Source organism: Methanoculleus sp. MH98A, assembly GCF_000691865.1.
Lineage (GTDB): Archaea > Halobacteriota > Methanomicrobia > Methanomicrobiales > Methanoculleaceae > Methanoculleus.
Map to the genome: position 1 here is coordinate 1 of NZ_JMIO01000060.1, position 23,210 is coordinate 23,210.

General features: G+C 62.6%; 26 protein-coding genes. 10 read left to right on the forward strand and 16 right to left on the reverse strand.

Annotation, left to right across the window (positions count from 1 at the left end):
- The first annotated feature begins 508 nt into the window (after positions 1 to 508).
- From EI28_RS08625 to cmk, 3 genes are read left to right on the forward strand one after another with little or no spacing between them, the layout of a single operon-like run.
- The gene (locus EI28_RS08625) at positions 509 to 1,087 is read left to right on the forward strand and encodes an adenylate kinase (protein WP_048114210.1); all 579 of its coding nucleotides are present in this window, start codon (positions 509 to 511) and stop codon (positions 1,085 to 1,087) included.
- Positions 1,088 to 1,093: 6 nt separating this feature from the next.
- Entirely contained in the window at positions 1,094 to 1,714 is a 621-nt protein-coding gene (locus EI28_RS08630; protein WP_048114211.1) for a DUF106 domain-containing protein, read from the forward strand.
- The gene (cmk, locus tag EI28_RS08635; RefSeq protein ID WP_048114212.1) at positions 1,714 to 2,259 is read left to right on the forward strand and encodes a (d)CMP kinase; all 546 of its coding nucleotides are present in this window, start codon (positions 1,714 to 1,716) and stop codon (positions 2,257 to 2,259) included. Before EI28_RS08630 ends, cmk begins: the two co-directional genes overlap by 1 nt.
- Here the strand turns inward: cmk and EI28_RS08640 are convergent.
- From EI28_RS08640 to EI28_RS08650, 3 genes are all read right to left on the reverse strand, one after another.
- Positions 2,256 to 2,900: a V-type ATP synthase subunit D gene (locus EI28_RS08640; protein WP_048114213.1), complete on the reverse strand. Its 645-nt coding sequence runs from the start codon at positions 2,898 to 2,900 to the stop codon at positions 2,256 to 2,258. The genes cmk and EI28_RS08640 overlap by 4 nt on opposite strands.
- Positions 2,901 to 2,910: 10 nt before the next feature.
- Positions 2,911 to 4,038 carry a V-type ATP synthase subunit C gene (locus EI28_RS08645; protein WP_048114214.1) on the reverse strand — a complete coding sequence of 376 codons (1,128 nt, stop codon included), beginning with the start codon at positions 4,036 to 4,038 and terminating at the stop codon, positions 2,911 to 2,913.
- 151 nt (positions 4,039 to 4,189) lie between these two features.
- On the reverse strand, positions 4,190 to 4,651 hold the full coding sequence (locus tag EI28_RS08650) for a GyrI-like domain-containing protein (protein WP_048114215.1): 462 nt from the start codon (positions 4,649 to 4,651) through the stop codon (positions 4,190 to 4,192).
- 166 nt (positions 4,652 to 4,817) lie between these two features.
- On the opposite strand from EI28_RS08650, the gene EI28_RS08655 reads away from it, so the two are divergent.
- The 6 genes from EI28_RS08655 (at position 4,818) to EI28_RS08680 (ending at position 9,820) form a co-directional block, all read left to right on the forward strand.
- Positions 4,818 to 5,810, forward strand: coding sequence for a histone deacetylase (locus EI28_RS08655; protein ID WP_048114216.1), 993 nt, complete (start codon positions 4,818 to 4,820; stop codon positions 5,808 to 5,810).
- Entirely contained in the window at positions 5,779 to 6,441 is a 663-nt protein-coding gene (locus EI28_RS08660; RefSeq protein ID WP_231476678.1) for a hypothetical protein, read from the forward strand. Before EI28_RS08655 ends, EI28_RS08660 begins: the two co-directional genes overlap by 32 nt.
- 166 nt (positions 6,442 to 6,607) lie before the next feature.
- The gene (locus EI28_RS08665; RefSeq protein WP_048114217.1) at positions 6,608 to 7,174 is read left to right on the forward strand and encodes a hypothetical protein; all 567 of its coding nucleotides are present in this window, start codon (positions 6,608 to 6,610) and stop codon (positions 7,172 to 7,174) included.
- Complete coding sequence (locus EI28_RS08670) at positions 7,164 to 8,693, forward strand: ABC transporter ATP-binding protein (protein WP_048114218.1); 1,530 nt, start codon at positions 7,164 to 7,166, stop codon at positions 8,691 to 8,693. The genes EI28_RS08665 and EI28_RS08670 overlap by 11 nt, the downstream gene beginning before the upstream one ends.
- Positions 8,624 to 9,409 carry an energy-coupling factor transporter transmembrane protein EcfT gene (locus EI28_RS08675; protein WP_048114246.1) on the forward strand — a complete coding sequence of 262 codons (786 nt, stop codon included), beginning with the start codon at positions 8,624 to 8,626 and terminating at the stop codon, positions 9,407 to 9,409. Before EI28_RS08670 ends, EI28_RS08675 begins: the two co-directional genes overlap by 70 nt.
- A gap of 6 nt (positions 9,410 to 9,415) precedes the next feature.
- Positions 9,416 to 9,820, forward strand: coding sequence for a hypothetical protein (locus EI28_RS08680; RefSeq protein WP_048114219.1), 405 nt, complete (start codon positions 9,416 to 9,418; stop codon positions 9,818 to 9,820).
- A gap of 38 nt (positions 9,821 to 9,858) precedes the next feature.
- Here EI28_RS08680 and EI28_RS08685 read toward each other — a convergent pair whose 3' ends face one another.
- The 3 genes from EI28_RS08685 to EI28_RS08695 form a co-directional block, all read right to left on the reverse strand.
- Complete coding sequence (locus tag EI28_RS08685; protein ID WP_048114220.1) at positions 9,859 to 10,923, reverse strand: ABC transporter substrate-binding protein; 1,065 nt, start codon at positions 10,921 to 10,923, stop codon at positions 9,859 to 9,861.
- Between the two features lie 150 nt (positions 10,924 to 11,073).
- Positions 11,074 to 12,330, reverse strand: coding sequence for an ABC transporter ATP-binding protein (locus tag EI28_RS08690; protein WP_048114221.1), 1,257 nt, complete (start codon positions 12,328 to 12,330; stop codon positions 11,074 to 11,076).
- Positions 12,327 to 13,277, reverse strand: coding sequence for an iron ABC transporter permease (locus tag EI28_RS08695; protein ID WP_048114222.1), 951 nt, complete (start codon positions 13,275 to 13,277; stop codon positions 12,327 to 12,329). The genes EI28_RS08690 and EI28_RS08695 overlap by 4 nt, the downstream gene beginning before the upstream one ends.
- A 477-nt stretch (positions 13,278 to 13,754) precedes the next feature.
- Here EI28_RS08695 and EI28_RS08700 point away from each other — a divergent pair, with 477 nt between their 5' ends.
- Positions 13,755 to 14,720, forward strand: a complete 966-nt coding sequence (locus EI28_RS08700; RefSeq protein WP_048114223.1) for an EF-Tu/IF-2/RF-3 family GTPase — start codon at positions 13,755 to 13,757, stop codon at positions 14,718 to 14,720.
- 183 nt (positions 14,721 to 14,903) lie between these two features.
- On the opposite strand, the gene mtrH is transcribed toward EI28_RS08700, so the two are convergent.
- The 10 genes from mtrH to mcrG form a co-directional block, all read right to left on the reverse strand.
- Complete coding sequence (mtrH, locus tag EI28_RS08705) at positions 14,904 to 15,941, reverse strand: tetrahydromethanopterin S-methyltransferase subunit H (protein WP_048114224.1); 1,038 nt, start codon at positions 15,939 to 15,941, stop codon at positions 14,904 to 14,906.
- A 16-nt stretch (positions 15,942 to 15,957) separates the two neighbouring features.
- Positions 15,958 to 16,698: a tetrahydromethanopterin S-methyltransferase subunit A gene (mtrA, locus tag EI28_RS08710; RefSeq protein WP_048114225.1), complete on the reverse strand. Its 741-nt coding sequence runs from the start codon at positions 16,696 to 16,698 to the stop codon at positions 15,958 to 15,960.
- 1 nt (position 16,699) lies between these two features.
- Positions 16,700 to 16,909, reverse strand: coding sequence for a tetrahydromethanopterin S-methyltransferase subunit F (locus EI28_RS08715; protein WP_048114226.1), 210 nt, complete (start codon positions 16,907 to 16,909; stop codon positions 16,700 to 16,702).
- 5 nt (positions 16,910 to 16,914) lie between these two features.
- Entirely contained in the window at positions 16,915 to 17,640 is a 726-nt protein-coding gene (mtrA, locus tag EI28_RS08720) for a tetrahydromethanopterin S-methyltransferase subunit A (protein ID WP_048114247.1), read from the reverse strand.
- 13 nt (positions 17,641 to 17,653) lie between these two features.
- Entirely contained in the window at positions 17,654 to 17,938 is a 285-nt protein-coding gene (mtrB, locus tag EI28_RS08725; RefSeq protein ID WP_048114227.1) for a tetrahydromethanopterin S-methyltransferase subunit MtrB, read from the reverse strand.
- Entirely contained in the window at positions 17,939 to 18,790 is an 852-nt protein-coding gene (gene mtrC / locus EI28_RS08730; protein WP_048114228.1) for a tetrahydromethanopterin S-methyltransferase subunit MtrC, read from the reverse strand.
- Positions 18,791 to 19,642 (reverse strand): tetrahydromethanopterin S-methyltransferase subunit D, encoded by an 852-nt coding sequence (gene mtrD / locus EI28_RS08735; RefSeq protein ID WP_048114229.1) that lies wholly within the window; start codon positions 19,640 to 19,642, stop codon positions 18,791 to 18,793.
- Entirely contained in the window at positions 19,639 to 20,538 is a 900-nt protein-coding gene (gene mtrE, locus EI28_RS08740) for a tetrahydromethanopterin S-methyltransferase subunit E (protein WP_048114230.1), read from the reverse strand. The genes mtrD and mtrE overlap by 4 nt, the downstream gene beginning before the upstream one ends.
- Before the next feature lie 194 nt (positions 20,539 to 20,732).
- On the reverse strand, positions 20,733 to 22,439 hold the full coding sequence (mcrA, locus tag EI28_RS08745) for a coenzyme-B sulfoethylthiotransferase subunit alpha (protein WP_048114231.1): 1,707 nt from the start codon (positions 22,437 to 22,439) through the stop codon (positions 20,733 to 20,735).
- A 5-nt stretch (positions 22,440 to 22,444) separates the two neighbouring features.
- Positions 22,445 to 23,209, reverse strand: a complete 765-nt coding sequence (gene mcrG, locus EI28_RS08750) for a coenzyme-B sulfoethylthiotransferase subunit gamma (RefSeq protein ID WP_048114248.1) — start codon at positions 23,207 to 23,209, stop codon at positions 22,445 to 22,447.
- Position 23,210 lies beyond the last annotated feature (1 nt).

Here is a 23,210-nt window from a genome sequence, read left to right on the forward strand (position 1 = left end):
CTCTTGGAGAAAAAGGTGCCTCAGCACCTTTTTCGACTAAGAATGGGTTGGGCCTGACCCGGGGGGTCAGGCCGGAGAAGTTACTCTTGGAGAAAAAGGTGCCTCAGCACCTTTTTCGACTAAGAATGGGTTGGGCCTGACCCGGGGGGTCAGGCCGGAGAAGTTACTCTTGGAGAAAAAGGTGCCTCAGCACCTTTTTCGACTAAGAATGAGTCAGGCCTGACCCGGGGGGGTCAGGCCGGAGGAGTCATTCTTGAAGAAGCGGCGCGAAGCGCTCGCTTCGACTGAGGGTGAGTCCGAAGGTCAGGCCGGAGGAGTCATTCTTGAAGAAGCGGCGCGAAGCGCTCGCTTCGACTGAGAATGACACCTCCCGATTCTCACTCTCCCCCAAAACCGCACAGAACCCATTTTCTACCCGGGCCCACCGGGCCCCATGTGATTCCGAAAGGCATTACTCTTTCAGGCACGGATTTATCTTACAGCGAATGATACCCAAACGGGAGTGATAATGTTGGGAAAGAAAGTTGTCGTGACGGGGGTTCCCGGTGTCGGAAAGACCACCGTCATTAATGGCGCGATGGAGAGGCTGGCGGCCGAAGGCGTTGCGTATGAGGCCGTCAACTTCGGCACGTTCATGTTTGAGGTGGCTAAAAAAGAGGATCTGGTCTCGGATCGGGATGAGATGCGCAAACTCGAGAAAGATGTCCAGAAACGCCTTCAGCAGGCGGCCGCCTCGGGAATCGCCGCCATGAGCGGGGAGGCAAACATCATCATCGACACGCACAGCAGCGTCAAGACCCCGACGGGGTTCCTTGCGGGGCTGCCCGAATGGGTGCTCCGCGAGTTGATGCCCGATATCGTCGTGCTGGTGGAGACCGACCCCGACCAGATCCTGATGCGCCGGCTCGGCGACGCCTCGAGAGCCCGCGACATGGAAGGATACCGCGCGATCGCCGAACACCAGGAGTTCAACCGCGCAGTCAGCGCGGCATATGCGATGTATACCGGCTGCACCATCAAGATCGTCCGGAACGAGAACTTCCTGCTCGAACAGGGCATCGACGACCTGGTGAGTGTGCTGAGGTAACCTGATATGGTAGACCTGAAGAAGCAAGGCCCGACGATCGCCCTCCTCTTTACCATGCTCGTGATGCTCTCGTACAGCGTCGAGTGGATACGGGTGACGGTCGGTTCGGCGATGGATGTAGTGCTGGGCCCCTTCATCGACACCCTCGGGGTGCCGTTCTTCGTCATGATCCTGATCCTCTCGAGCATCACGGGCCTCTACTCCTCGCTCGTCCAGAAGTACACCATCGACTACGAGAAGATGCAGGAGACGCAGGCGAAGATGAAGGTCTTCCAGAAGGAGTTCCGGGAGGCCCAACTCTCCGGGGACGAAAAGAGGATCAAGAAACTCCAGGGGAAGCAGGAGCGGATGATGCAGGACCAGCTCGACATCTCCCGGCAGCAGTTTACGCCGATGGCGATCATCCTCGTGCTCTCCGTGCCGATCTTCTTCTGGCTTCTCCTGCGGCTTCCCGAGATCGGTGCATCGCCCGCCATTGAGACCGGTATCGTGCTGCCGTTCCTCGGTGCGGTCAGCCTCTCGGGCTTTGCGTTCTGGATCGTCCCCGCGTGGATTCTCTGGTACATGATCTGCTCGCTGACGATCAGCCAGGTGATCAGAAAGGCCCTCAACATCGGAGGGCTCTGATGCGGATCACCATCAGCGGCCCGCCGGGGAGCGGCACCACGTCGCTCGCCCGCTACCTCGCCGGGAAGCACGGGCTCGACCTCATCTCCGCGGGAGAGGTCTTCCGCCAGCTCGCGAAGGAGCACGGCATGGACCTCGCCGATTTCGGGAAGTTCGCGGAGAACGATCCCTCGGTCGACAGGATGATCGACGCCCGGCAAAAAGAGATCGGCGAAACCGCCGAAAACATCATCATCGAGGGAAGGCTCTCGGGGAGGATGGTCGGGAACGCCGATCTCAGGATCTGGCTTTCGGCATCACTTTCCTGCCGGGCAAGGCGCATTGCGGGGCGTGACGGGATGGACGAAGAGGGGGCCCGGGCCTATACCGAGAACCGGCAGCGATCGGAGGCCACCCGCTACCGGAACTACTACGGTATCGAGATCGACGACCTCTCGCCGTACGATATCGTCCTCTCGTCCGAGACCTTCGGCGTGGACGCTCTGGGCACTATCGTGGACGCCGCGATCGCGTCCCTTGCACGGCAGCAGGCCGCCGACCTCTAAAGCCCCCCCGTCCTCTTTGCTTTTATCTTTTTGATGCGCCGGAGCCGTGTCCATTCCTGGCGCTCCATCTCGTCGCGCTGATTCTCGATGAACCGGCGGGCCTCCGTGAGTTCCGGGATGATCTTGAACTCCAGTGCGTTCACCCGCCGCCGCGTCTTCTCGATGTCGTCGAGCAGGTGTTTGACTCCTCCTTCGAGTTCGGCGGTTGCGATGATCGCTTCGAGGAGTTCTTCGTAGGCGTCGGCCGCGTCGTCGATGACCGACGATGTTCCGAGGATGCCGTAACCCCGCTGGTCGAGCGTCTTTCTCACCATCACCGGTTCGAGGTCCGGGAGCCGCACCCCGAATATGTTCCTGTGCCCGGTCGTATAGGTAGGATTGGCCTCCACCGAGAGCGCTGCAAGGAGCACTCCCGTCGCCCCCTCCATCATGGCGGCGACCGCTACCATCTCCCGTGCCCCGGCGTACTTCTTTTCGAGTTCCTGACGCTCTCGAGCTGCCTGATCGGTGAGCCTGACCAGTTCCAGCATCATGCCGTCGAGTTTCATCGATAAAAGCCGGTGTACCCTCTCTGCGAGCGCAAACCGCCGCCTGACGATCAGGAGGCCGGCCCTGGTGGGTTTGATGTCGTCGGTCGGCATGATATCTCTCCTATAGGACGATATACTGCCATATTCGCTCGGGCGAGAGGCCGTATGCTTTCCCCCGCGCGATTGCCCGCAGGTTCGCGACCTCGTACTTCTTCCGCTCAAGGTAGGCAAGCACCGGCAGAACCGAGAACGGGTGTCGCCGGGAGAGGCCCTCCAGCTGGTGGAGCCTGACGCGGGTGACCGCCATCTCGACCTCGTGAACGGGCCGCCTGCGCCTGTGCCATCGCTGCCAGATTAGTTCCGCGGCGTCAACGCTCGCGAACTCCGGGTCCTGCCGGAGTTCGCGCACCGCCTGGGCAAGAACAGGGGCAATGTCGGTCTCGAGGAAGACGCTGACGAACTCGCCTTCCGTCTCGATGCCGTAAAGCCTTCGGAAGAGGGCGACGGGGATACGGCCGCCGGGGATCATGGTTCGGTCGATGGTCGCGATATCGCACGCCTCCTCGGCGCAGTGGAGCCGGAGGAGGTTCCTCATGTTGGTGATGTCAATCTCGAACCGGAGGTAGGCGATCAGCTCCTGCAACCCGCTGTACCCGGTTGCGGCAAGACCGAGCAGATCGGCGTAGTACTGCCGGTAGAGTTCGTTCTCGACCTGAGCAAAGGCGCGCGCCTCTCCGAGGTCGCGGTGGTGCTCTGCAAGAACCGGGTAGAGCCGCCAGCCCTGGAGTTCCTCGACGATTCGGTTGCAGGCCGCGAGATCGAGGAGGTGTTCGAGGGTCGTGCCCTCGAGTTCCCCTGCCGGGATGAGGAGGTCGCGGATCTGCCGCCGGGGTATATCGTGTGCCGTGCCCCGCAGGATCGCCATGACGTTTGCGATGTCCCACCGGTTGAGATACTCCCGGGTCAGGGTCTGGAGGTTCCCCTGGACGATTGCGATGGCGTGCTGGAACGACTGCGCCAGGTTACGGTTTACCGCTTCCTCGATGAGCTGGGCGCCGGAGAAGTCGTGCGCGAGATCCAGGACCATCTGCCTGTAATCCTCCCGCCGGCTGAGGTAGCCGATCACCCCTGGTATGTCCATTTGCATGATCCGCAGGTACTCTTCACGGGGAAGGAGCGTCGTCCTCCTGACCCGAAACCGGGTGCAGGCATAGATGCACGAGGGTGAGGTCACGCCCGGCGCGGGCATGTACTCCTATTACCCGTCCCCCTGCTATAAATCGCACCCGGTTGACCGGGGATGGGGGGCGGCCCCCTTGGAACGTACCGGCAACGACTCCGGGCGACAGGATAAGGTGTCGCCCTCCCCCGGAGAACCGGCCGGGAGGCATGTTTGAGGCTTACAGCAGCGGCATGACGATCATCGTCAACAGTTCGCTCTCCGGGTACTCGGGCCCGTTGTAATAGTATTCGTAGACGGTGCCGGCAGGCGTAAGCCCGTTCTTCTCTATCCAGTCCGCCATCTCCTCGTAGGTCGACGCCATCTCTCCATACGCGCCGCGGTGCATGCAGAAGACGACGTTGCTTTCCGGGATGGAGCCCGATTGGATCTTTCCCTTCTCCGGCAGTATCTTCGATACGGGAAACCCCATCTCCACATCGAGATCCTGCATGTCCATGTTGTGATATGCCACATACGGGACGTCTGAGAGAAGTTCCCCCAGTTCCTTCAGATAATCAGCCATTCTGCCGTACCCCTCACCGATCAGCATCGGCAGATCTTCGACCTTTGCCCGGGTGCGGATCGATATGATGAGTTGCTCTCGCTTTCGCAACAGTTCGATATTCGATACTCTCGGCATCTTACCCCTCCAACTCTCCCGACGCGCCCCTTTACCCTGCAAGCGTTCCGGGCTCTCTCTGTCGATGATTCCATCTCGCTCTTCAAATACTTTCTGCCGGCGGGCCGCTTCCCGCCCCCTGCAGATAAGGTTCATATCCGGAGCCGCCAACCCATCATCGATCGCCATGCCCTATTCGGTCGTGACGGGGGATTTCTTCTCGGCCCACGACGCGCCCGGCCACCCCGAGTCGCAGGCTCGCCTCGACGCCGCCCTCACGGGGGTGCCGACCGGTGCCCGCCGCATCGCCCCGGAGCGGGCGACGGTCGACGACCTGGCACGGGTGCATACAAAGCGGCATATCGAAGGCGTCCGCTCGTTTGGCAGGGAGTGTCCGCCCGGCCGCGCCCGCTACCTCGACCCGGATACCTACGTCACGGCCGGTTCGTTCGACGCGGCGCTGTATGCGGCCGGAGCCGCATGGCAGGCGGTGGAACGGGCTCTCGACGGCGAGCACTGTTTCGCTCTCGTCCGCCCGCCGGGGCACCATGCCGCACCGGACCGGGCGATGGGGTTCTGCCTCTTCAACAATGTTGCCGTGGCAACCGCGAAAGCACTGTTATCGATCGACCGTGTGGCGGTCGTGGACTGGGACCTGCACCACGGGAACGGCACAGAGGAGGCGTTCTACACCTCGGACCGGGTGCTCTACTGTTCGGTTCACCAGGCGGGGATCTTCCCCGGTACCGGGTGGCCGGAGGAGCGGGGTGCCGGGCCGGGTGCGGGGTATACCGTCAACGTGCCTCTTGTATCGGGTTCGGCCGGCGCCGACTACGCGCTCGTCTTTAGCCGGGTCTTCGTCCCGATGCTCCGGCGGTTCGAACCGGACGTCGTGGTGGTCTCGGCAGGCCAGGACGCGCTCTTCGACGACCCGCTCGGTTCGATTCGTCTTTTGCCCGAAGACTTCGGGGCGCTGGCCGGGATGCTCGTGGACGCGACCCCTGCACCTCTCGCCCTCGTGCTCGAAGGGGGTTACGGCCGGTCGCATGCAGGGGCGATCGGGGCAATCCTTGCCGCCCTCGACGGAGCCCGCTTCAGTCCTGCAGGCGGCGGGGCGAAGGCGAGCACCCGGCACCTCGTGGAGGCGCATGCCGTCGGCCGGCATGCCGTCTCCCCCTGACGGGATCAGGTTCATCATCTCCCGGGTCGACCGGATGGCGGTGAACCGCATGCCTGACCGAACCCTGATACTCGCGGGTGCCCTTCTCCTCCTCACCCTTGCCGCTACCCCGGCGGCCTCCGCCGTCGCCGTATACCCGGGCAGCGAGGTGACGCTCACGGGTACGAGCACGGGAAGCGATACCGTCTACCTCTTCGTGACCGGCCCGAACCTCCCGCCCGCCGGCGGGCGGCTTGACGATCCGCATACGCCCGTCCGCCCGGGAGATCCGGGGAGTTTCACGGCGGTGACGGTCGGTAGCGACGACCGCTGGACCTACCGATGGAGGACGGGCGAGGCCGGGCTCGATCCCGGGACATATACCGTCTACGCCGTGGATGCGCCCGTCGACCGCCGGAACCTCGCCGGCCACGGCTACACGACCATCCCGGTCACCCTCGGGTCCCCGCCGGGAACCGCGGCTCCGGGAACCGCCGTGCCTGCCGCATCGCCCGTGGAGACGGAGACGCCGACGGCTACGATACCGGCAACGACGCCCGCTCCTGAGCCCACGACAGCAGCACCTTCCCTCGCCGTCCTCATGACGGCCGGTGCGGCGGTTGCTGCGGCGATCATCTTCCTGCGGCGCTGACCTGCCCGGACGGGGTTTCCACTCCCATAAATATATATTCAATAATGTACTATTTTGTACAATGATGTGTGGCGAAGTCAGAGCCGTCCGGTCACACCGGCCTCCGTCCCGCTACACACGTTCCGTCTGAACGCTCGTCGAACCTCAATAGTATGAGATTGATACCATGAAATCAAGAGATATTGCAATCGTCGGCATACTCCTTGCCATAGGGGCCATCATCAGGTACATGTCCCTCCTGATCCCCGGCCCTATCGTATCGAACCTCGTGATCGCCTTCTACTGCCTCGCCATCATCCTCATCGCGCCCACGTTCCGTGAGGCGCTCGGGATCGGCATCGTGGCGGGCGTCGTCTGTGCGCTCCTCAGCCACTCGATCTTCCCGCCCGCAAACCTCATCAGCGAACCCATCGGTGCGGTCGCCTGTCTCGGGGTCTACCTGGTGCTGAGAGACCGGTTCGTCCTCGCTCCGGCGGTAACGACGCTTCTCGCCACGTTCGCGAGCGGGTTCTCGTTCATCTTCATCTCCATCCTTGCCGTGGCCCCGACGGTTCTTGACAAGTTCGGAACCCTCGAGGCGTTCCTCGCGGTCACCGTGCCGATCGTCCTGATCACGGCGGGGGTCAACGCCGCCGTCGCGCAGGCGCTCGAGATGCCGGCATCGCGGGCGCTGATGCGGGGGGCCCGACAGGCGGCCCCCGGACGGGACATGAGGCCGGTCGATGAGTCCTGAGACCGGGCGGGAAACCGCCCTTTCCCTCCGGGGGGTCTCCTACACCTACCCCGGCTCAGAGACGCCGGCGCTCAACGGGATCAGCCTCGAGCTCCGGAAGGGAGAGATCGTCTTCGTCACCGGCCCTACCGGGGCGGGCAAGACGACGCTCTGCCTTGCGGCGTCCGGCATCCTCCACCACGAGTACGGCGGTACGCTCGATGGCGCGATCACCATCCTCGGCAACAATGTCCGGGACTACCGGAACATGGGCGAGATCGGGCGGCACGTCGGGGTGGTCTTCGACGACGCCGATGCCCAGCTCATCTTCACGACCGTCGAGGAGGAGGTCGCGTCCGGGCTTGAGAACCTCGGCCTCTCGCGGGAGGAGATGCAGCGGAGGCTCCGCGAGGTGATGGAGGCGACCGGGATCGCCGATCTTGCGGACCGTGCCCCGCACACCCTCTCCGGGGGGCAGAAACAGCGGGTCGCCATCGCCGCAACCATCGCTCTCGGCACGAAGATCCTGATCCTCGACGAACCCACCGCCGAACTGGACACGGAAGCGACCGGTGCGGTATCCGCCCTTCTCCGGCGGCTCTCCGGCGAAGGTACCGCCGTGCTCATCGTCGAGCAGAAACTCGGCGACCTAGCCGCCATCGCGGACAGGATGGTCGTCGTCGAAGACGGAGCGATCGTCAGGGAGGTCCTTCCCGAGCAGATGGCGGAGGACGCCTGCCTGCAGCACCCGGCAGGCGACGGCGCCCGGCCTCCCGCACCGGCGGCAGCCCCCCCGGGGGCGCCACCCGTCATATCCGTCCGGGGGCTCGTCCACCGCTACGACGGGGTTGTGGCCGTCCGGGACCTCGACCTCGAGGTCGCTTCAGGAGAGATCGTCGCCGTGGTCGGGGAGAATGGGTCCGGGAAGACGACGCTCGTCAAGCACTTCAACGGGCTGCTCCGCCCGACCGAAGGCAGCGTCACCGTGGACGGGCTCGACGCCGGAAGCGTTCCGATAGCCGAGCTCGCGCGCCATGTGGGCCTTGTCTTCCAGAACCCGGACACCATGCTCTTTGCGGAGACCGTGGCGGAGGAGGTGGCGTTCGGCCTCAAAAACATCGACCCCGGCGCTTCGGAAGAGCCGGTCGACGCGGCCCTTCGCGAGGTCGGTCTCATCCACCGGAAGACGGCCTACCCGCGTTCGCTCTCACGGGGCGAGCGGCAGCGTCTGGCCATCGCCTGCGTCATCGCCATGAAACCAAAGATCATCGTGCTCGACGAGCCTACGACCGGGCTAGATACCCGCGAGGCGGGGAGGGTCATGGAGATCCTCGGCCGCCTGCGGCAGGGCGGCCACACGATCATCATGGTGACGCACGACATGCGTCTTGGAGAGGAGTACGCGGACCGCACCGTCAGGATGGAGCAGGGAAGAATCATCCGTGACAGCGGAATTTACGAGGAGGAACCATGTCTGAAATCATGCAGTACGTCACCCGGGAGAGCGCCTTTCACCGCCTCCACCCGCTCACCAAACTGATCTTTGCGGCCGTCGTCGTGGCCCTTGCGGTGCTGACGAGCGATACCGTGATGCTTGCGGCGCTTGCCGGGGCGGTCGTGGCCATAGCGATCGTGAGCGGGCTCGCCCGCGATCTCCTCCGCCAGGTTCCGCTGCTCATCTCGCTCGCGGTGAGCCTGCTCGCCCTCACCGTTCTCACCATCAGGAGCGGGGAGATCATCTGTTACCTGGTTCCGCAGTCGATCCCGGTCATCGGGGGGGCGTTCCCCGTCACGGCGGGGGCGATCGACCTTGCGCTCGCGATGTCGCTTCGGTTCGCCGCGATGCTCTTTGCGTTCCAGCTCCTGGTCATATCGACCCAGCCGCGCGACCTCGTCCACGTCATGGACCGCCTCAGGATGCCGGTCGACTACACCCTCATGTTCCTGATCGCGCTCCGGTTCATCCCGAGCCTGCAGCTCGAGGGAAAACGGATTCACGAGGCGCAGCTTGCCCGCGCCTATAACCCGGGGAACGGCCTTGCCGGGAAGATACGGGGACTCTTCCCCATCATCATCCCCCTGGTCTCGAACTCGCTCGGGAAAGCCACGATACTCGGGCTGACCATCGATCTCCGCGGGTATCGTTCCGGCAGGCGGACGCCGATGCGCGACCTCTCCCCGGGCCGGGCCGACGTCGCCGGGATCTGCTGCATGGGCCTTGTGGTCGCAGGGTATTTGGCCGTCCTGCTCGTATAATCTGGTATGTGCGGCGGTGCACCTCCGGCGGCGTTCGAATTCTACCTGGGCGGGAGCGTCGGGCCGTCCCTCTACGTCAGGCTCGCGGACGGCCGGCTCCTCTACGAGTGGGCGAGTGCCGGCGGCTACTCCGGGGTGGTGACGGAAACGTCGCCGAAACCGGAGGAATGGGCGCGGTTCCGGGAGGCTGTCGACCGGCTTGGTGTCCGGGAGTGGGAGCCGGAGTACGTCTCCGCCCACTCCTGCTGCGACGTCACCTACTGGCACCTGCGGATGGAGGTGGACGGGTGGAGCACCGTCGTCCGCGGTGCAAACGCCTACCCGGGCTCACCCGGCCCGGAGGTCTCGAAGCAGTTTCGGGAGTTCCTCGCGGCGGTGAAGCGGCTGATCGGGCGCTCCCCCGACCATTGAGACGCCGCACGACCGACGCTGTATTCCCGTTCAGGGCACTACCGCTTCGCCCGGATCAGGAATACGGCAACGACGGCACCAATGAGCGGGATCACGCCGAACCCCGGCGACTGAACCGCCCCGGTCGGCTTCGGCGTGCCCTCCCCGGAGGTGCCCGGATGGAGGTAGCCCGCCACTTCTTCAAGCGCATCCACAATCCGCGGGCTCCCCCGGCTGACGACGTCAGCGTCGATGACGTAGACGCGGTCGTTCCTGACCGCGTCGAGGTTCTGCAGGCGGGGCTCGTTGATGATGTAGTTGTAGATGGCGTCGTAGCCGTCCCGGTCCATCCCGCTGCCCGAACTGACCAGGATATAGTCGGGATTCGTGGTGATGAACTCCTCGAGGCTGACGATGCTCCAGCCGTCGACCGAGCCGAACGCATTGGTTCCGCCGGCAATCGTGATCACCTCGTTCTGAAACGTTCCCTGCCCGCAGACCCAGAGCGGGTCGTGCCAGATGACGTGGGCGACGGATGGCTTTTCGGCCTGGCTCCCGGCCGCCTTTTCGGCAACAACTCCTATGCGGTCCCGGAGTTCTTCGATGAGTGTTGACGCCTGCTCTTCCTGCCCGGTCGCTCTTCCGGCAAGTTCGATGTCGTGCAGGACGCCGTCGATCGTCTGCGGGTCAAGGAAGACGACGGTCATCCCCAGGGTTCGCAGGCGGTCGATGACTTCGTCGGTGTTGGCGGGCGCGGCGAAGATCAGGTCGGGTTCCGCGGCGATCACTTTCTCGATGTTGACGGTGCTAAACCCGCCTACCTTCGGCTTATTGGCTGTTGCCGGCGGATAGTCGCAGCGTTCGGTGACGGCGACGATGCGGTCATCAAGCCCGAGGGCATACAGGATCTCGGTATTGGAAGGCGCGAGCGAGACGATTCTCTGTGGTGCTCCCCGGATGAGGACGGTCTTCCCGGAGTCGTCGGTCACCGCCACGGATCGTTCGCCGCCGTCCGCTGTTGCGAGCGGTTCTTCAGGAGGCACGGGTGCCGCGCCGGCCGTCCCGGCGAGCAGGAGCAGCACGACGAGCGGTGCAAGAGAGTGTATCAGGCGCGTGGTTTGCATTACTATAGTACACTTGCGTTGAGGTAATAATAACTTACAAATCGTGTTCACGCTATGGCACTGAAGCGCCTGCCGATCGCGCGTTTCCCGTTCCCAAAACGGTCCGGCGCATACCGGCGGGTTTGATGGCCGCAGGGTGCGGTCCGGGGTTCAATCGCGATCGGAGCCGTCCCGCGAGAGGCGGGCGAGAAGTTCCTCCGCCCCCTCGACCCGGAGCGCCCCGCGCGCCTCCAGGTTCGCCAGCACCGCACCGGCTTCGCCCCCGGTGCAGTCTTCCATCCGGGTGCTGTGGTCTCTTGCATAGAAGAGGACGGGTTTTGCCGGATAGTCGAGCAGCACCCGGAGGTTGTCGAGGTTCCCCTTGCCGATCGGCATCGCCGTAACGATGACGGCGTCTGCACTCTCCAGGCACTTCCTGAGGCCCGAGAGCGATTCCGGGGTGATGCCGTGAAACGGGGGCTCTGCGACACAGGGAAGACCGAGGTGCATGGCCGTTCCGTAGTCTGTGTCGAGGACATTTAAGACGCCGCAGGTGACCGTGAAACCCGCGGCATGGAGCAGGTGGAGGATATCGGAGCCCGTTCCCCCGCCGCAGACGACGTGCACCCGCCGGTTCGCTCCCGCACTCGACTGGTGCATGTATACCGGCAGGACGTATGGTTTTCCCGTAAGCGGGTGCGGTTTGACGAGCATCTCCATCCCGAAGATCTCACGGATGTTCTCACGGGTCAGGACCGCCCCGGGCGCTCCTGCGGCGTAGACCTTCCGGTCTTTGAGGAGCAGGAGCCGGTCGCAGTAGTATGCGGCCAGGTTCAGGTCGTGAAAGACGCTTACGACCGTGATCTCACCCGCGAGGTCCCTGATGATGTTGAGGATCTCGACCTGGTGGCTGACGTCGAGGTTCGAGGTTGCTTCGTCGAGCAGCAGGATCGTCGGTTCCTGCGCAAGCGCCCGCGCTATGAGCACACGCTGGCGTTCTCCGCCGCTGATGTCGTGCACCGAGGCCCCGGCGAGAGCTGCGACGTTTGCAAGGTGCATGGCGTGGTCGCAGATCTCCACGTCCCGGGCCGTCTCGGAGGCAAACCGTCCGATGTAGGGGTGCCTGCCCATCATGACGACGTCGCGCACCGAATAGTCGAAGCCGATCGAGATGTCCTGCGGAACGACCGCAACCCGGCGCGCAAGTTCGCGGTGCCCGAGCGAGTCGAGATCCCGGTCATCGAGCCGGATCTCCCCGTTATCGCGTGCGACGATCCTGGTCATTGCTTTCAGGAGCGTCGTCTTTCCCGACCCGTTCGGCCCGACGATGCCGAGGATCTCGCCTGCGTCCGCGTGGAACGTGATTGCTTCGAGGATCTTCTTTGCGCCGTAAGAGACGTCGATATCGGTGATCTCAATCGGTTTCATGCTTTCATCCGGCTCCGGAGGAGGTATATGAAGAACGGTGCGCCGAAACAGGCGGTCAGGATGCCGACAGGCATGTCGCTCGTGAAGGTTCGCGTGAGCGCGTCCGCCCATACGAGGAGGATGGCGCCTGCAAGTGCGGCCGCGGGAAAGAGGAAACGGTGGTCGGGGCCGACGATCAGCCGCATCACGTGCGGGGTAATGAGGCCGATGAACCCGATTGAGCCGGCTACTGCAACGGCTATTCCGGTCACGAAGGCGCTCAGTGCGAGGAGGATCTGTTTCGCCCGCTCGACGTTCACCCCGAGGTGGGTTGCGTCCTCTTCGTTCAGGGCGAGGATATTGAGGTCGCGTGCGAAGAGGTAGATGCCCGCACCCCCGATCAGGATGGGAAGGGCGACGACGACGTCGTTCCACGATATGTTCCAGAACCCTCCCATCAGCCAGAACATGATCTGGTGCAGACTTTTTCCTGCGGTATACATGAGGAAGGAGAGGAGTGCCGACAGAAGCGTCGCGAGGGCGACGCCGGAGAGCAGGAGCGTCTCGACCGGGATCTTGCCCCCTCTGCGGGCGATGAAGTAGACGGTAAACGTTGCGATCATCGCCCCGGCGAATGCAAGCACGGTGCGTCCCGTACCGGCGAAAAAGACGATTGCGAGGGTTGCCCCGAGCGCTCCGCCCGACGACGTGCCGATGATGTAGGGGTCGGCCATGGGGTTTCGGAACAGCGCCTGCATGGCCGTGCCTGCCACGGCAAGCCCGCACCCGACCAGCGCTGCGGCGATCACCCTCGGCAGCCGGATCTCCCAGAGGATCATCCAGGCGTTATCCGAGGTAAGCAGCGATCCGAAGGCGATCCCGCTTGGTCCGAGAGCGACCGCAGCGGCCATGCTGATGAGGAGCACGCAGATGAGTGTTGCGATGATGATCGGTGCTGTTCTCCGCATATGTGCTCATAAAATTAAGTTACATTTATTAAAATTCATTTGGATTTATTGCGCCGGTTCCCGCCCCCTGACCGGGTGTTTGCGTTCAGGATTGCGGTGATGCGCGGATATAGTCTCCCCCAGGCAGCACCAGTGTTTCGCTAAAATGTTTTAGACAGCCCTCCAGGTGTTCAAAACATTGACTCCCGTCGCAACCTGACGGTTGCTCAAACTCCGGGTGTTCAGCCCATCGCACCCTTCAGTTCTTCTCATGCTCCGACCCGGTGCGCTTCGCGGCTTCGCGTTCTTCGCGTGAAATCTCGGCACTACGCCTACCGTCACCTCACGCGAAGGCGCAAAGGGCGCGAAGGGCGATGGATGATACCCGGAGTTTGAGCACCGGAGGTGCGGACATTGCTCGATCTCGGATGTCAAAAAGAGTGAAGTACTGAGCATGGAGCAAACCTCATTGCCCTGGATAACCAAGAGATCAGGCATATGGGCAATCTGAATGTTGCCGTGCTGGGACCCGCCGGTTACGCAAAAGACCTCGGGAAGAAAGGCACGGAATCCGATATCACCTTTTACAATCTGAAGAAGGGCGAGGACACCGTCACCGTCATCGAACCTACCCGGTATCCCGAACGGCTGGCCCCGCTCTTCTACGCCGCATCGATGGCGGATGCGGCTCTCGTCGTGGTGAGCGAGATCACCCCGATGCTCGGGGAGTGGGTGCTGATGCTCAATGAGGCGGGGGTGGAGCGGGGCTACATTGTCCTCCGAAACTACCTCACCCCTGACGACGTCGCGCCGCTCCTGCGCGGGACGGTGCTCGAGCATTATGCGTTCGTGAACGAAGACCCGATCGCGCTGCGCGATCTCCTGCTTGGCGAGGCGCATGCCCACTCCTCCGTCCCGCTCGCCGCCGGTGCCGTGGGAACCATCCCCATCGATCACCACTTTAACGTCCGCGGCATCGGGACGGTCATCCTCGGCGGCGTGGTGCGGGGCGGGATCAAGAAACACGATACCCTGAAGGTCTACCCCGGGGAGAAGGCAATCACGGTGCGGTCGATCCAGAAGCACGACGACGACTTCGACTGGGCTGGCGAGGGCGACCGCGTGGGGCTTGCGCTCAAGAACATCGAGTCCGACGACCTCGATCGCGGTTTCGTCCTCTCCGACGACCCCGCGATCCGGGTGGGGGCGAACCTCGAGGCACGGGCGACCCTGGTCAGGTACTGGCCGGCGCCGCTCACGGCGGGAACGGTGCTCCACCTCGGCCACTGGATGCAGTTCATCCCGGCGAGGGTGGAGGCGGTGCAGGACGACGGCGACTGGCGGCAGCCGACGCTCACGCTTGTGCTCGAGCGGGATCTCGTCTACCTCCCGGGGGATGCGGCGGTGCTCCACTACCTCGAGGGCGGGAAACTCCGGATCGCCGGGCATATCGAACTCGCGTAAGCGGCCGATGCGGGGAAGCCCTTCGCCTTCCGGCAGGCACACTCTTTTTTTCGGGCGTTTTAACCGGTAAACATCTCCGACGCCGCTCCTGGGTTCGCGAGCCAGGAGACCTGCGGTTTTCGTTGAAGGGATGCGGCGTTCCGGGAGAGACCGGACGTAAGGACGGCGTAAAAAAAGTAGGGTTTAGATGAGCCTGAAGAACGGGTGGCTGTCCACCTGGGGCTCGATGCCGAAGTCGCGTGCCGCTTCCAGCACGACGATGTCGGTGTAGGCCTGCGCGGTGATCATCGCTTCCACGTTCTCGATCGGGCCGTACATGATCAGGTCGGCACCGAGGGTGCTTGCAATCATGTTGCAGCCGATATCGGGCGCGGACCAGGCTGCCTGGCGCATCCCGTCCGTACCACCGAGGTAGTGGTGCAGGAGCTGCTCGACGAGCCCTTCCTTGCCCTCGAGGCCGGCGAGCTGCTGCGAGGGGGTCTTCTTCGTTCCCTTCCAGCGCTTCAGCCAGGTCCAGGAGACGGTCATGTTGTGGTAGGCACCACCGGTCGGCAGGCCGTGGATCGCCTTGCAGGCGAGGATCTCACGGTAGGAGCCACCGGAGCCGAGACCGAGCGGGGTTGCCGCGGTGTCGAGGATCGGGCGGGTGATACCGCACTTCTCCGCGATCTCGAGCATACCCATCTCCTGTCCGGCGACACCGCCCTCGACCAGGACCTTCTCGCGGCCGGCAACCGAGGGGTCGGCGGGGTTGAAGGCGAGGACAATGGCTGCGTTCACATCGCTCTTGGCCAGCGCCTCGATGTTCTCCGGTCCGATCGAACCGTTGATCGAGTTGTAGATCGCACGGTCGGCGACACCTGCTTCGGTGACGTACTCGCATGCGTGGGCGAGCGCCGCCGGGACGGACGAGTCCATCAGGAACGCGGTCTTGTCATCGATGCTGCAGAACCAGTCGATGTAGCTCTCGAAGGCCTCGCCGAACTCCCCGATGATCTGGATGAAGTGCGGAATGCCGGTGAGATCCGAGAGTTCCTGGCAGCGGTTCCAGAGCGCCTCTGCCTTTGGTTTGTCAATCTTTCCAGTGTGGTCATCCAGTACAACTTCGTGCTTGTTGTAGAAGATGGATGCACCGAGCACGGTCGGGTACTCTCCAGGCTGCCCGCCGATCATGGTACCGTTGAAGTCGTGTACCGTCTGCTCTTTTTCGAATTTGAACATATTCGTCAATCCTCCTTTACAGGTACCCAATCAATTTGGGCAGTAATACCAACAACATCATGAATACAATCAAACCTGCGACCAGTCCGTACAGGATGCCGATATCGCGCCCGACCTTTCTTCCGACGCGCTGTGCGATCTCGGCATCGACGAACTCGATCCTCTCCTCAATGGCGTTGAGCCTTTCTTCGATCTCAAGGAACTGCGGGTTTGCACCTGCAACGGCAACTTCCGCCGCACCGCCTCCTGCTTCCTTTACCTCGACGACCATGGGTTCCGCGCCGAAGGCACCGGGGTCTCTGGCCTTGAGCTCGTCGATCTTGGCCTTGATGACACCCATGTCCTCGCTTTCCATGATGTTGACGATCTCGACCTGTTCCTGGAAGCGGCTGATCGCATCGTCGGAGAGGTTCTCGATGAACGGGATGGCTCCCTGGGCGCCGACAATCTTTCCGTCGGAGACTCCGCCTTCGTGCAGGGCTATGAAGCTCTGCCCGGACAGGTGTCCCTTGACCTCCGTACCGCAGCAGAGGATGAACCTGATGTTGGGGTTGGAGATGACGTTCGCGATGATCTTCTCAAGGCCGAGGTTCTCGGTCTTGCAGGACCCGGCGATTGCCGCTCCGGCATCGCAGATGGCCTGTTCGTCGAGGTGGGATCCCATGGTGACGACGCCGACGCAGCTCTGTGCATCTCCCGTGTGGAAGTCGCCCTGAACGATCGGCCATCCGCTGGCCGGTGATTTCTTCTCAACCATGTTAGATCGCCCCCAGCATCAGTGCCGGAATCACAATCAGAAGCACGGCTACGACGAGCCCGATCGCGAATCCGAGGATCCCTTTGCCCATGATGCCCGACTCAAGTTTGGTCGTGCGGGCAAGGATCTGTGCCTTGTACCGGATGGCGTCCATCATGTTGTTGATCGAGGTCATCCGGATGGGGCCTGCCTGTGTAACTTCTTCTGCCATTTATCTCACCCCAGCAAGATGAACCCCAGAATCACGAACGAGACGATCAGGCCGATCATGAGACCTTCGATCTTGCCCGAGTAGACACCGGCGGCAAACTTGTTGCGGTAGCCGATGTCGGTGACCATCCGCTCGATGACTTTCATCCGTGCGTGTACCAGTGCCAGTTCGCCGGAGAGCGGCTGTACTTCACCGGTCGCTTCCTCTGCGCCGGCACCGCCCGCTTCCTTGACCTCGACGATCATGGGTTCCGCGCCGAAGGCACCGGGGTCTCTGGCCTTGAGCTCGTCGATCTTGGCCTTGATGGCACCCATGTCCTCGCTTTCCATGATGTTGACGATCTCGACCTGTTCCTGGAAGCGGCTGATCGCTTCGTCAGAGAGGTTCTCGATGAACGGGATTGCTCCCTGGGCGCCGACAATCTTTCCGCCGGAGACTCCGCCTTCGTGCAGGGCTATGAAGCTCTGCCCGGACAGGTGTCCCTTGACCTCCGTACCGCAGCAGAGGATGAACCTGATGTTGGGGTTGGAGATGACGTTTGCGATGATCTTCTCAAGGCCGAGGTTCTCGGTCTTGCAGGACCCGGCGATACCTGCTCCGGCATCGCAGATGCCCTGCTCGTCGAGGTGGGATCCCATGGTGACGACGCCGACGCAGCTCTGTGCATCTCCTGTGTGGAAGTCGCCCTGAACAATCGGCCATCCGCTGGCCGGTGATTTCTTTTCAACCATGTTCTTCTTCACCTCATAGCAGTCCTAATACGACGACACCGGCAACCAGAAGGCCGATTGCCATGCCGTACCAGAATGCGGTCACGCCTCCGGCGACGTTGAGAACACCTTCTCTGTTCGGGAACGATGCCAGGAAGTTGCCCTCTCCGGAGAGCATGCCGACCAGGTCGTCGGTAATCTTCTCAAGTTCCGTTACCTGCTCGAGCACGGGGGTGTACGAGACACCGGCGGTGGTGACAATGCCGACCATCGGGTCGGCGACCAGGCCGAACTCGGGCAGTACCTGAACGTACGCCATTTAGGCACCTCCCTTGGGCTCCATAATGGGCTGAGCGTCGAGCCATGCGTAGGCGTCACGCTTCGAGAGCGCGATGTACTTCGTGTAGGTGTAGAGCCACCCGATGATGGAGATCACCAGTGCGATGAAAGCGGCATATGTGCCGATGAACGCGAACGAGATGATCGCGACGGCGATCATGGAGAGGAACCCGCACTCTGCGGCGAGCATGAGCGTCCGGTCCTGCTGCTCTCCCGGCCCGAGACAGGCGTTGAAAGAGTGCTGGATGGCGATGGCGCCGAGCATGAAGATCACGGCGATGATGCTGCCGCCGATGACCGAAGTCTCGTAGGTCTGTACGGTGAATCCGAGGAAGGATACCGTGCCGGTGATCATGCCGAGGAACTCGAACGTTCCGCAGGCCATGGTCGCGAGGCCGAGCACCGTCATTGCGCCGACGATGGCAAGCTCGATCAGCGAGACAATCATGACGGGGATGTCCATCCGGACCACGTGGTTTGCCATCAGCCCGGCGACCGCGCCGATGATTGCGGCGATGATGATCGTCACGATGGGCGCGAATATGCCGGTCGTGGCTCCGAAGAGCGCGGCGACGACACCGGACCCGAGGGCGATCATACCTGCCGACGGGACACCGGTACCGAGACCGTAGCTGCAGAGGTGCTTGATCGTGTCGGTACCCCAGATGAGTGCGGCGATGGCGGCAAGTCCGCCGAAGAACGCGAAGTACTGGGTCTGGAAGTACGTGTTCAGGTATGTCAGGTAAATCAGGACGAGCGATCCTACAAGTCCGTAGATCAGGACCTGGTTGTGCGGGATGCCGCCTGCTCCGACTTCAATTTTTACTGACATTTAGAATACCCCCACCAGTTCGAGCAGCGCAATCGCGAAGAAGCCTGCCACGGCGGACGCCACGGCGGCTGCGATGATCGCTCTCGGGAACCGCTTGAACTTGGGGTCGTGCGGCCCTTCGATCGTACCGGTGATGTTGTATGCCGCAAGCACGGCGTTGATCAGGAACATACCGACCGCGAAGATGCCGGCAAGCGAGATTGCGACGGGCGCGATCTGCTCGACCGTGGCGTTCAGGAGTACGGGCAGCTGCGCCTGGTAGATGTCGAGGAGCTCGAGGTAGATGAGCGTTCCCCCAAGACCGCCGAGCGCGCCGCCGACGACACCGCCGACCCAGGAGATGAACGGGAGGCCGTGCCCCTCGGTACCCTGGCTCTTGTACTCGGGGAAGGTGTCGCCCGTGATCGGGTCCTTGTCGACCTTACCGGATGCTGCCGGGATACCCATACCGAAGATGTAGATGACGTTGACCATCGTACAGGTGATCGCCATCAGAAGACCGCCGCCGACCGCACCGCCCGCGAGGGCGACTGCGAGTCCGAACGGAGCGGCCCATGCGCCGCCGAAGAGTCCGGCAAGGCCGGCACCGGCCGCGAGCATCGCGACACCGGTCGCGATACCGGGCGACTGTCCCATTGCAGCGGGGGCACCGCCGACCGGGACGAAGTGGACGCCGAATGCGACCAGGACACCGCCGATGATGATGCCGACGAGAGCGATCACTCCGGCCATCTGTACGAGGAAGTAGGCGAGTCCGAGTGCGACGATGATAAGAACGATGCTGAGGACGATACCCATTGCCGTCGGGGACTGGACGCCTCCTGTCTGTTTAGGCCCGCCAAGTGCGCTCATGATGATGCCTCCTCAGGAGCCGCCGAATAGGGGCCGAAGTTCTTCCTTGCCCAGACCTCGATGTAGCGGTCGATGATGGCAAAGAGCAGGATAACGACGACACCGACGATGATCGGTCCCCAGATGTTGAGCTCTTCGAAGACCACGGTACGCCAGAGTTCGAAGAAAACGATCAGGCCAAAACAGATGCCCGACGCGGGGCCGCCGAGTTTGGCGCTGAAGAAACCGTTGTCGAGCGAGTTCCGCTGGCCGGCCTCGGCGTAGCGGACGATGTTTCCGGACGCAGAGATCGGAACGCCTGCTCCGAACGCCTGCTCCTGGTACTGCCGCTCCTTTCCGTAGAACGGGTTACCGGTTGCAGACCCGGCTGCACCGAGTGCGATACCCCAGACGAGACCCAGAAGCGGGAGCGGGAAGGGGTGGCCGAGTGCGCTGATCATCAGGTGACACATTGCGACGGTGGTGAAGATTGCTACGAACGCGTGTGCCATGGTCACGGTCGTCATCGATTTCAGAATATCGATATAGACCGGCTGTCCGAACTTGGCGAGACTTGCAGTACGGCCGAGGTATGCGGTAGTCGCATACACGCCCTGCACGAAGACCGCGAGAGCGCTCCCGAGCACGATTGCAAGTATCGGGTTTATCTGCATCGCCATGAATGCCCAAGCAAGGCCTGCACCCAGAGCAACCCATAGGCCGTACGCGGGGGGTTCACCGGCAACTGCCTTGTTGAAGATGCGGTGAATATATCCCATCTGCGGAGCCAGCTGAACCTGTGAGTTCGGGTCACCCTGTGATCCGATATCAGATTCAGTGTCTTCCGCAGCGCCGGCGACGGTTGCAAGAGCACCTGCCAATGCGGTAATGCCGATGCCAAATACGATCTCTTCCATTCAGCATCCTCCTCCGGTGCTCATGGCACCAGAGTATGAGTTCAAAACCTTTTTGGTTCATTTAACAGTTGTTTATGACTTAATTAAAGGTTTCGAAAAGTTGCGCCGATATCGCAACGAAACGTAAAAAATAGGCCGGAATGTCTTTTTTATGCATGTAGGGTTACGGTAGGGAAAAAAAAGTTGATTTGGGTTTACCGGGCCGGGATGATGAGCGAGCGCTCGCCGGCGGGCATGAATTCGCGGATCGCACCCTTCGCGAACTCGCGGCGGGGCTCGGCGAAGTCGAACTTCAGCGCCGGGTCGGCGAAGCAGATCGCTACCCGCGGGTCGAAGCACCACGCATCGCCGCGCCCGTAGTGGGCACCGCCGACGATGGCGGCGTACTCGCCCTGGTGTCCGACGTTCATCGCGTAGTTCGGGTAGTTCGGTCCGCGGACCTCGCCGATCGCGCCCTCGTCTCCGCGGATGGAGAGGGAGTTCGCGGACCCGCACTGGTCCTGGAGGTCGTAGCCGAAGAAGCCGAGACGTGACCATCCGTCCTTGTGCAGGAGCATGGAGAGGTACCATCCGTTCAGGCCGGCGTTGGAGTTGCCGGTACCAATGGAGCAGGTCAGACCGCAGGCGGCGGCAATGACGCCGGCACGCTGGGAACCGCCGAAGTGGTCCTCCATAAGGGTCGGGAACTGCTCGTACTGCTCCATGGCGTTGATGGCGACCTCGGTCGCCATGTCGTTGACGACGTCGTAGGTCGGCTTGACCTTGTCGTCCGGGCTCGGGTTGCGCCAGTCGACCTTGTACTTGTCCTTGATGTAGTCCATACCGTAGTAGGTGTACTCATCGAGGATGTTGTCGGTGTAGGCCGCGGTCGCGTACTGCGTGAAGCCAACGCCGCCGGACATGTAGGAGCCGAGCCAGATCTGGTCGAACAGCATGGTTCCGGCGCCGACGACCTCGAGAGAGGCCTTCGCGGGGTCGTTGGGGTACTTCCGGTTCGCCTGGATGATATCGCTGAAGAGACCGAATCCAAGACCGCCGGGCTCATTCGGGCCACGGGCACGCCGGGCGGGCAGGTGGGACGCCATCTGGATGACGCCTGCGTGCTTCGCGGCGTAGGAGAGGTCGGCGACGGCCGCTTCACCGGCGCACATGCGGTAGGCACCGATGAAGGACATACCGATCTGCATCGCAGACCACCGGGAGGTCGTTCCGCCGTCACAGGTCCTTGAGACCGTGGTCGGGATGTGGATCGCCTGCCAGAGGGACTTTCCTACGGCTGCGGAGAGCGCTTCGGCCTGCTTCGCCGGGAAGAGTTTCTCGACGTCGAGGACGAACTGCGGCTCGAGGTCGTCGGCGAGTTCCTGGTCGCCGGTGAAGACCTTGACGTAACAGTCGTCGACGAGGCCGGGGTGAGTCTCGACCATGTGCTCCTGGACGACGGCCGCGCCGGGCATCGCGTGGTTCAGCACGTGGAGATACTCGTTGATCGTCTCGGGGGTGACTTCTTTGCCCAGACGCTTCTGCAGGGTCTGGTGGGCGAGGTCCATGTTGACGATGACGGTTCTCCTGATATCGTCCCAGAACTGCTGCATCGCAGAGTTGTTGACGAAGTGCAGGTCGTCACCCTCCACAAAGACGCCGGTGCCGGAGACCTCGTAGGTCATCAGCTGGCGCTGGCCGAGCGGGATACCGCCCAGGTGGCAGCGCACGGGGTCGTACATGGAGATACCGCGGTCCATCTCGACGGCACGGCTTGCCTTCACGAACTCCTCCTTGCGGGGAGACTGGTGGTAGCCGTTGAACTTGTAGAATTCGGTCGTCTCGGACTGGACGTCCTGGCCCTGGAACTTCTCCTTGAGCGATTTCAGGAAGAGTTTCTGGGTTCTCTCAATCTTTGCCATCGTAATCAGGCCTCCTTGGGTAGGAACCCGTATTTTGTTCGCAGCGTGTGGATGCGCTGGACGTACTCGACGTACTCCTTGTCGTCACGGTAGGCGGTGCCGCCGAGCGAGTGGAAGATCGTCGTGTGCGCCTTGAGCCACTTCTCGTCCAGCGGCTTGCCGACGGCAACCGCACGGTCGAGGGGCTCGCCGATCTGGTTCTTGACGTAGCGGACGATGCCGTCCTCGCCAAGGACACTCCTCTGGAGCATGTCGAACATCATGCCGTTCTCGGCAAGACGGAGCGAGTGGCCGTGCACGGTCGCGCCGCGGATGCCGGTGCGGGCCGGGTCGAGGAGTTCGGTCTCGATGAGTTCCTTGGAGTACTTCTCGAGGTCGCGCTCGCGGCACTCGACGATCTGACGGCCGGAGAGCGTACCGGGGTCGATACCGCGGAAGCGGTAGCACTCGGTGTAACTCCTCTGGTAGGGGTGGCAGGGGGCGAAGAACATCGAGTCCGTAAACTGGATGTAGCGAACACGGTCGCCTGCCTTGGCACCCTCCGTTGGGGTTACAATCTTCCTGATGGGGCAGTCGGGCTCCTGCTGCTCGGCGAGCGGCGGGTGGGACGTCGGATAGGCGGCTCCCGGCGCCCTGTGGCCGAGGATAAGCACGATGTCTTCATCAGTTACGTCACGCATTTTCTCAAGCTTCTGGTTGGGGTCCATCTGCTTGCGCCGGTTTGCGGCGACGTTGGATGTACCCGGCCCGAATTGGGGCTTGTATGCCATG

What these genes read in the sequence shown, in the direction of transcription:
- EI28_RS08625 (WP_048114210.1), top strand. Translation starts at nt 509, where the DNA reads ATGTTGGGAAAGAAAGTTGTCGTGACGGGGGTTCCCGGTGTCGGAAAG.
- EI28_RS08630 (WP_048114211.1), top strand. Translation starts at nt 1,094, where the DNA reads ATGGTAGACCTGAAGAAGCAAGGCCCGACGATCGCCCTCCTCTTTACC.
- cmk (WP_048114212.1), top strand. Translation starts at nt 1,714, where the DNA reads ATGCGGATCACCATCAGCGGCCCGCCGGGGAGCGGCACCACGTCGCTC.
- EI28_RS08640 (WP_048114213.1), bottom strand. Translation starts at nt 2,900, where the DNA reads ATGCCGACCGACGACATCAAACCCACCAGGGCCGGCCTCCTGATCGTC.
- EI28_RS08645 (WP_048114214.1), bottom strand. Translation starts at nt 4,038, where the DNA reads ATGCCCGCGCCGGGCGTGACCTCACCCTCGTGCATCTATGCCTGCACC.
- EI28_RS08650 (WP_048114215.1), bottom strand. Translation starts at nt 4,651, where the DNA reads ATGCCGAGAGTATCGAATATCGAACTGTTGCGAAAGCGAGAGCAACTC.
- EI28_RS08655 (WP_048114216.1), top strand. Translation starts at nt 4,818, where the DNA reads ATGCCCTATTCGGTCGTGACGGGGGATTTCTTCTCGGCCCACGACGCG.
- EI28_RS08660 (WP_231476678.1), top strand. Translation starts at nt 5,779, where the DNA reads ATGCCGTCGGCCGGCATGCCGTCTCCCCCTGACGGGATCAGGTTCATC.
- EI28_RS08665 (WP_048114217.1), top strand. Translation starts at nt 6,608, where the DNA reads ATGAAATCAAGAGATATTGCAATCGTCGGCATACTCCTTGCCATAGGG.
- EI28_RS08670 (WP_048114218.1), top strand. Translation starts at nt 7,164, where the DNA reads ATGAGTCCTGAGACCGGGCGGGAAACCGCCCTTTCCCTCCGGGGGGTC.
- EI28_RS08675 (WP_048114246.1), top strand. Translation starts at nt 8,624, where the DNA reads ATGTCTGAAATCATGCAGTACGTCACCCGGGAGAGCGCCTTTCACCGC.
- EI28_RS08680 (WP_048114219.1), top strand. Translation starts at nt 9,416, where the DNA reads ATGTGCGGCGGTGCACCTCCGGCGGCGTTCGAATTCTACCTGGGCGGG.
- EI28_RS08685 (WP_048114220.1), bottom strand. Translation starts at nt 10,923, where the DNA reads ATGCAAACCACGCGCCTGATACACTCTCTTGCACCGCTCGTCGTGCTG.
- EI28_RS08690 (WP_048114221.1), bottom strand. Translation starts at nt 12,330, where the DNA reads ATGAAACCGATTGAGATCACCGATATCGACGTCTCTTACGGCGCAAAG.
- EI28_RS08695 (WP_048114222.1), bottom strand. Translation starts at nt 13,277, where the DNA reads ATGCGGAGAACAGCACCGATCATCATCGCAACACTCATCTGCGTGCTC.
- EI28_RS08700 (WP_048114223.1), top strand. Translation starts at nt 13,755, where the DNA reads ATGGGCAATCTGAATGTTGCCGTGCTGGGACCCGCCGGTTACGCAAAA.
- mtrH (WP_048114224.1), bottom strand. Translation starts at nt 15,941, where the DNA reads ATGTTCAAATTCGAAAAAGAGCAGACGGTACACGACTTCAACGGTACC.
- mtrA (WP_048114225.1), bottom strand. Translation starts at nt 16,698, where the DNA reads ATGGTTGAGAAGAAATCACCGGCCAGCGGATGGCCGATCGTTCAGGGC.
- EI28_RS08715 (WP_048114226.1), bottom strand. Translation starts at nt 16,909, where the DNA reads ATGGCAGAAGAAGTTACACAGGCAGGCCCCATCCGGATGACCTCGATC.
- mtrA (WP_048114247.1), bottom strand. Translation starts at nt 17,640, where the DNA reads ATGGTTGAAAAGAAATCACCGGCCAGCGGATGGCCGATTGTTCAGGGC.
- mtrB (WP_048114227.1), bottom strand. Translation starts at nt 17,938, where the DNA reads ATGGCGTACGTTCAGGTACTGCCCGAGTTCGGCCTGGTCGCCGACCCG.
- mtrC (WP_048114228.1), bottom strand. Translation starts at nt 18,790, where the DNA reads ATGTCAGTAAAAATTGAAGTCGGAGCAGGCGGCATCCCGCACAACCAG.
- mtrD (WP_048114229.1), bottom strand. Translation starts at nt 19,642, where the DNA reads ATGAGCGCACTTGGCGGGCCTAAACAGACAGGAGGCGTCCAGTCCCCG.
- mtrE (WP_048114230.1), bottom strand. Translation starts at nt 20,538, where the DNA reads ATGGAAGAGATCGTATTTGGCATCGGCATTACCGCATTGGCAGGTGCT.
- mcrA (WP_048114231.1), bottom strand. Translation starts at nt 22,439, where the DNA reads ATGGCAAAGATTGAGAGAACCCAGAAACTCTTCCTGAAATCGCTCAAG.
- mcrG (WP_048114248.1), bottom strand. Translation starts at nt 23,209, where the DNA reads ATGGCATACAAGCCCCAATTCGGGCCGGGTACATCCAACGTCGCCGCA.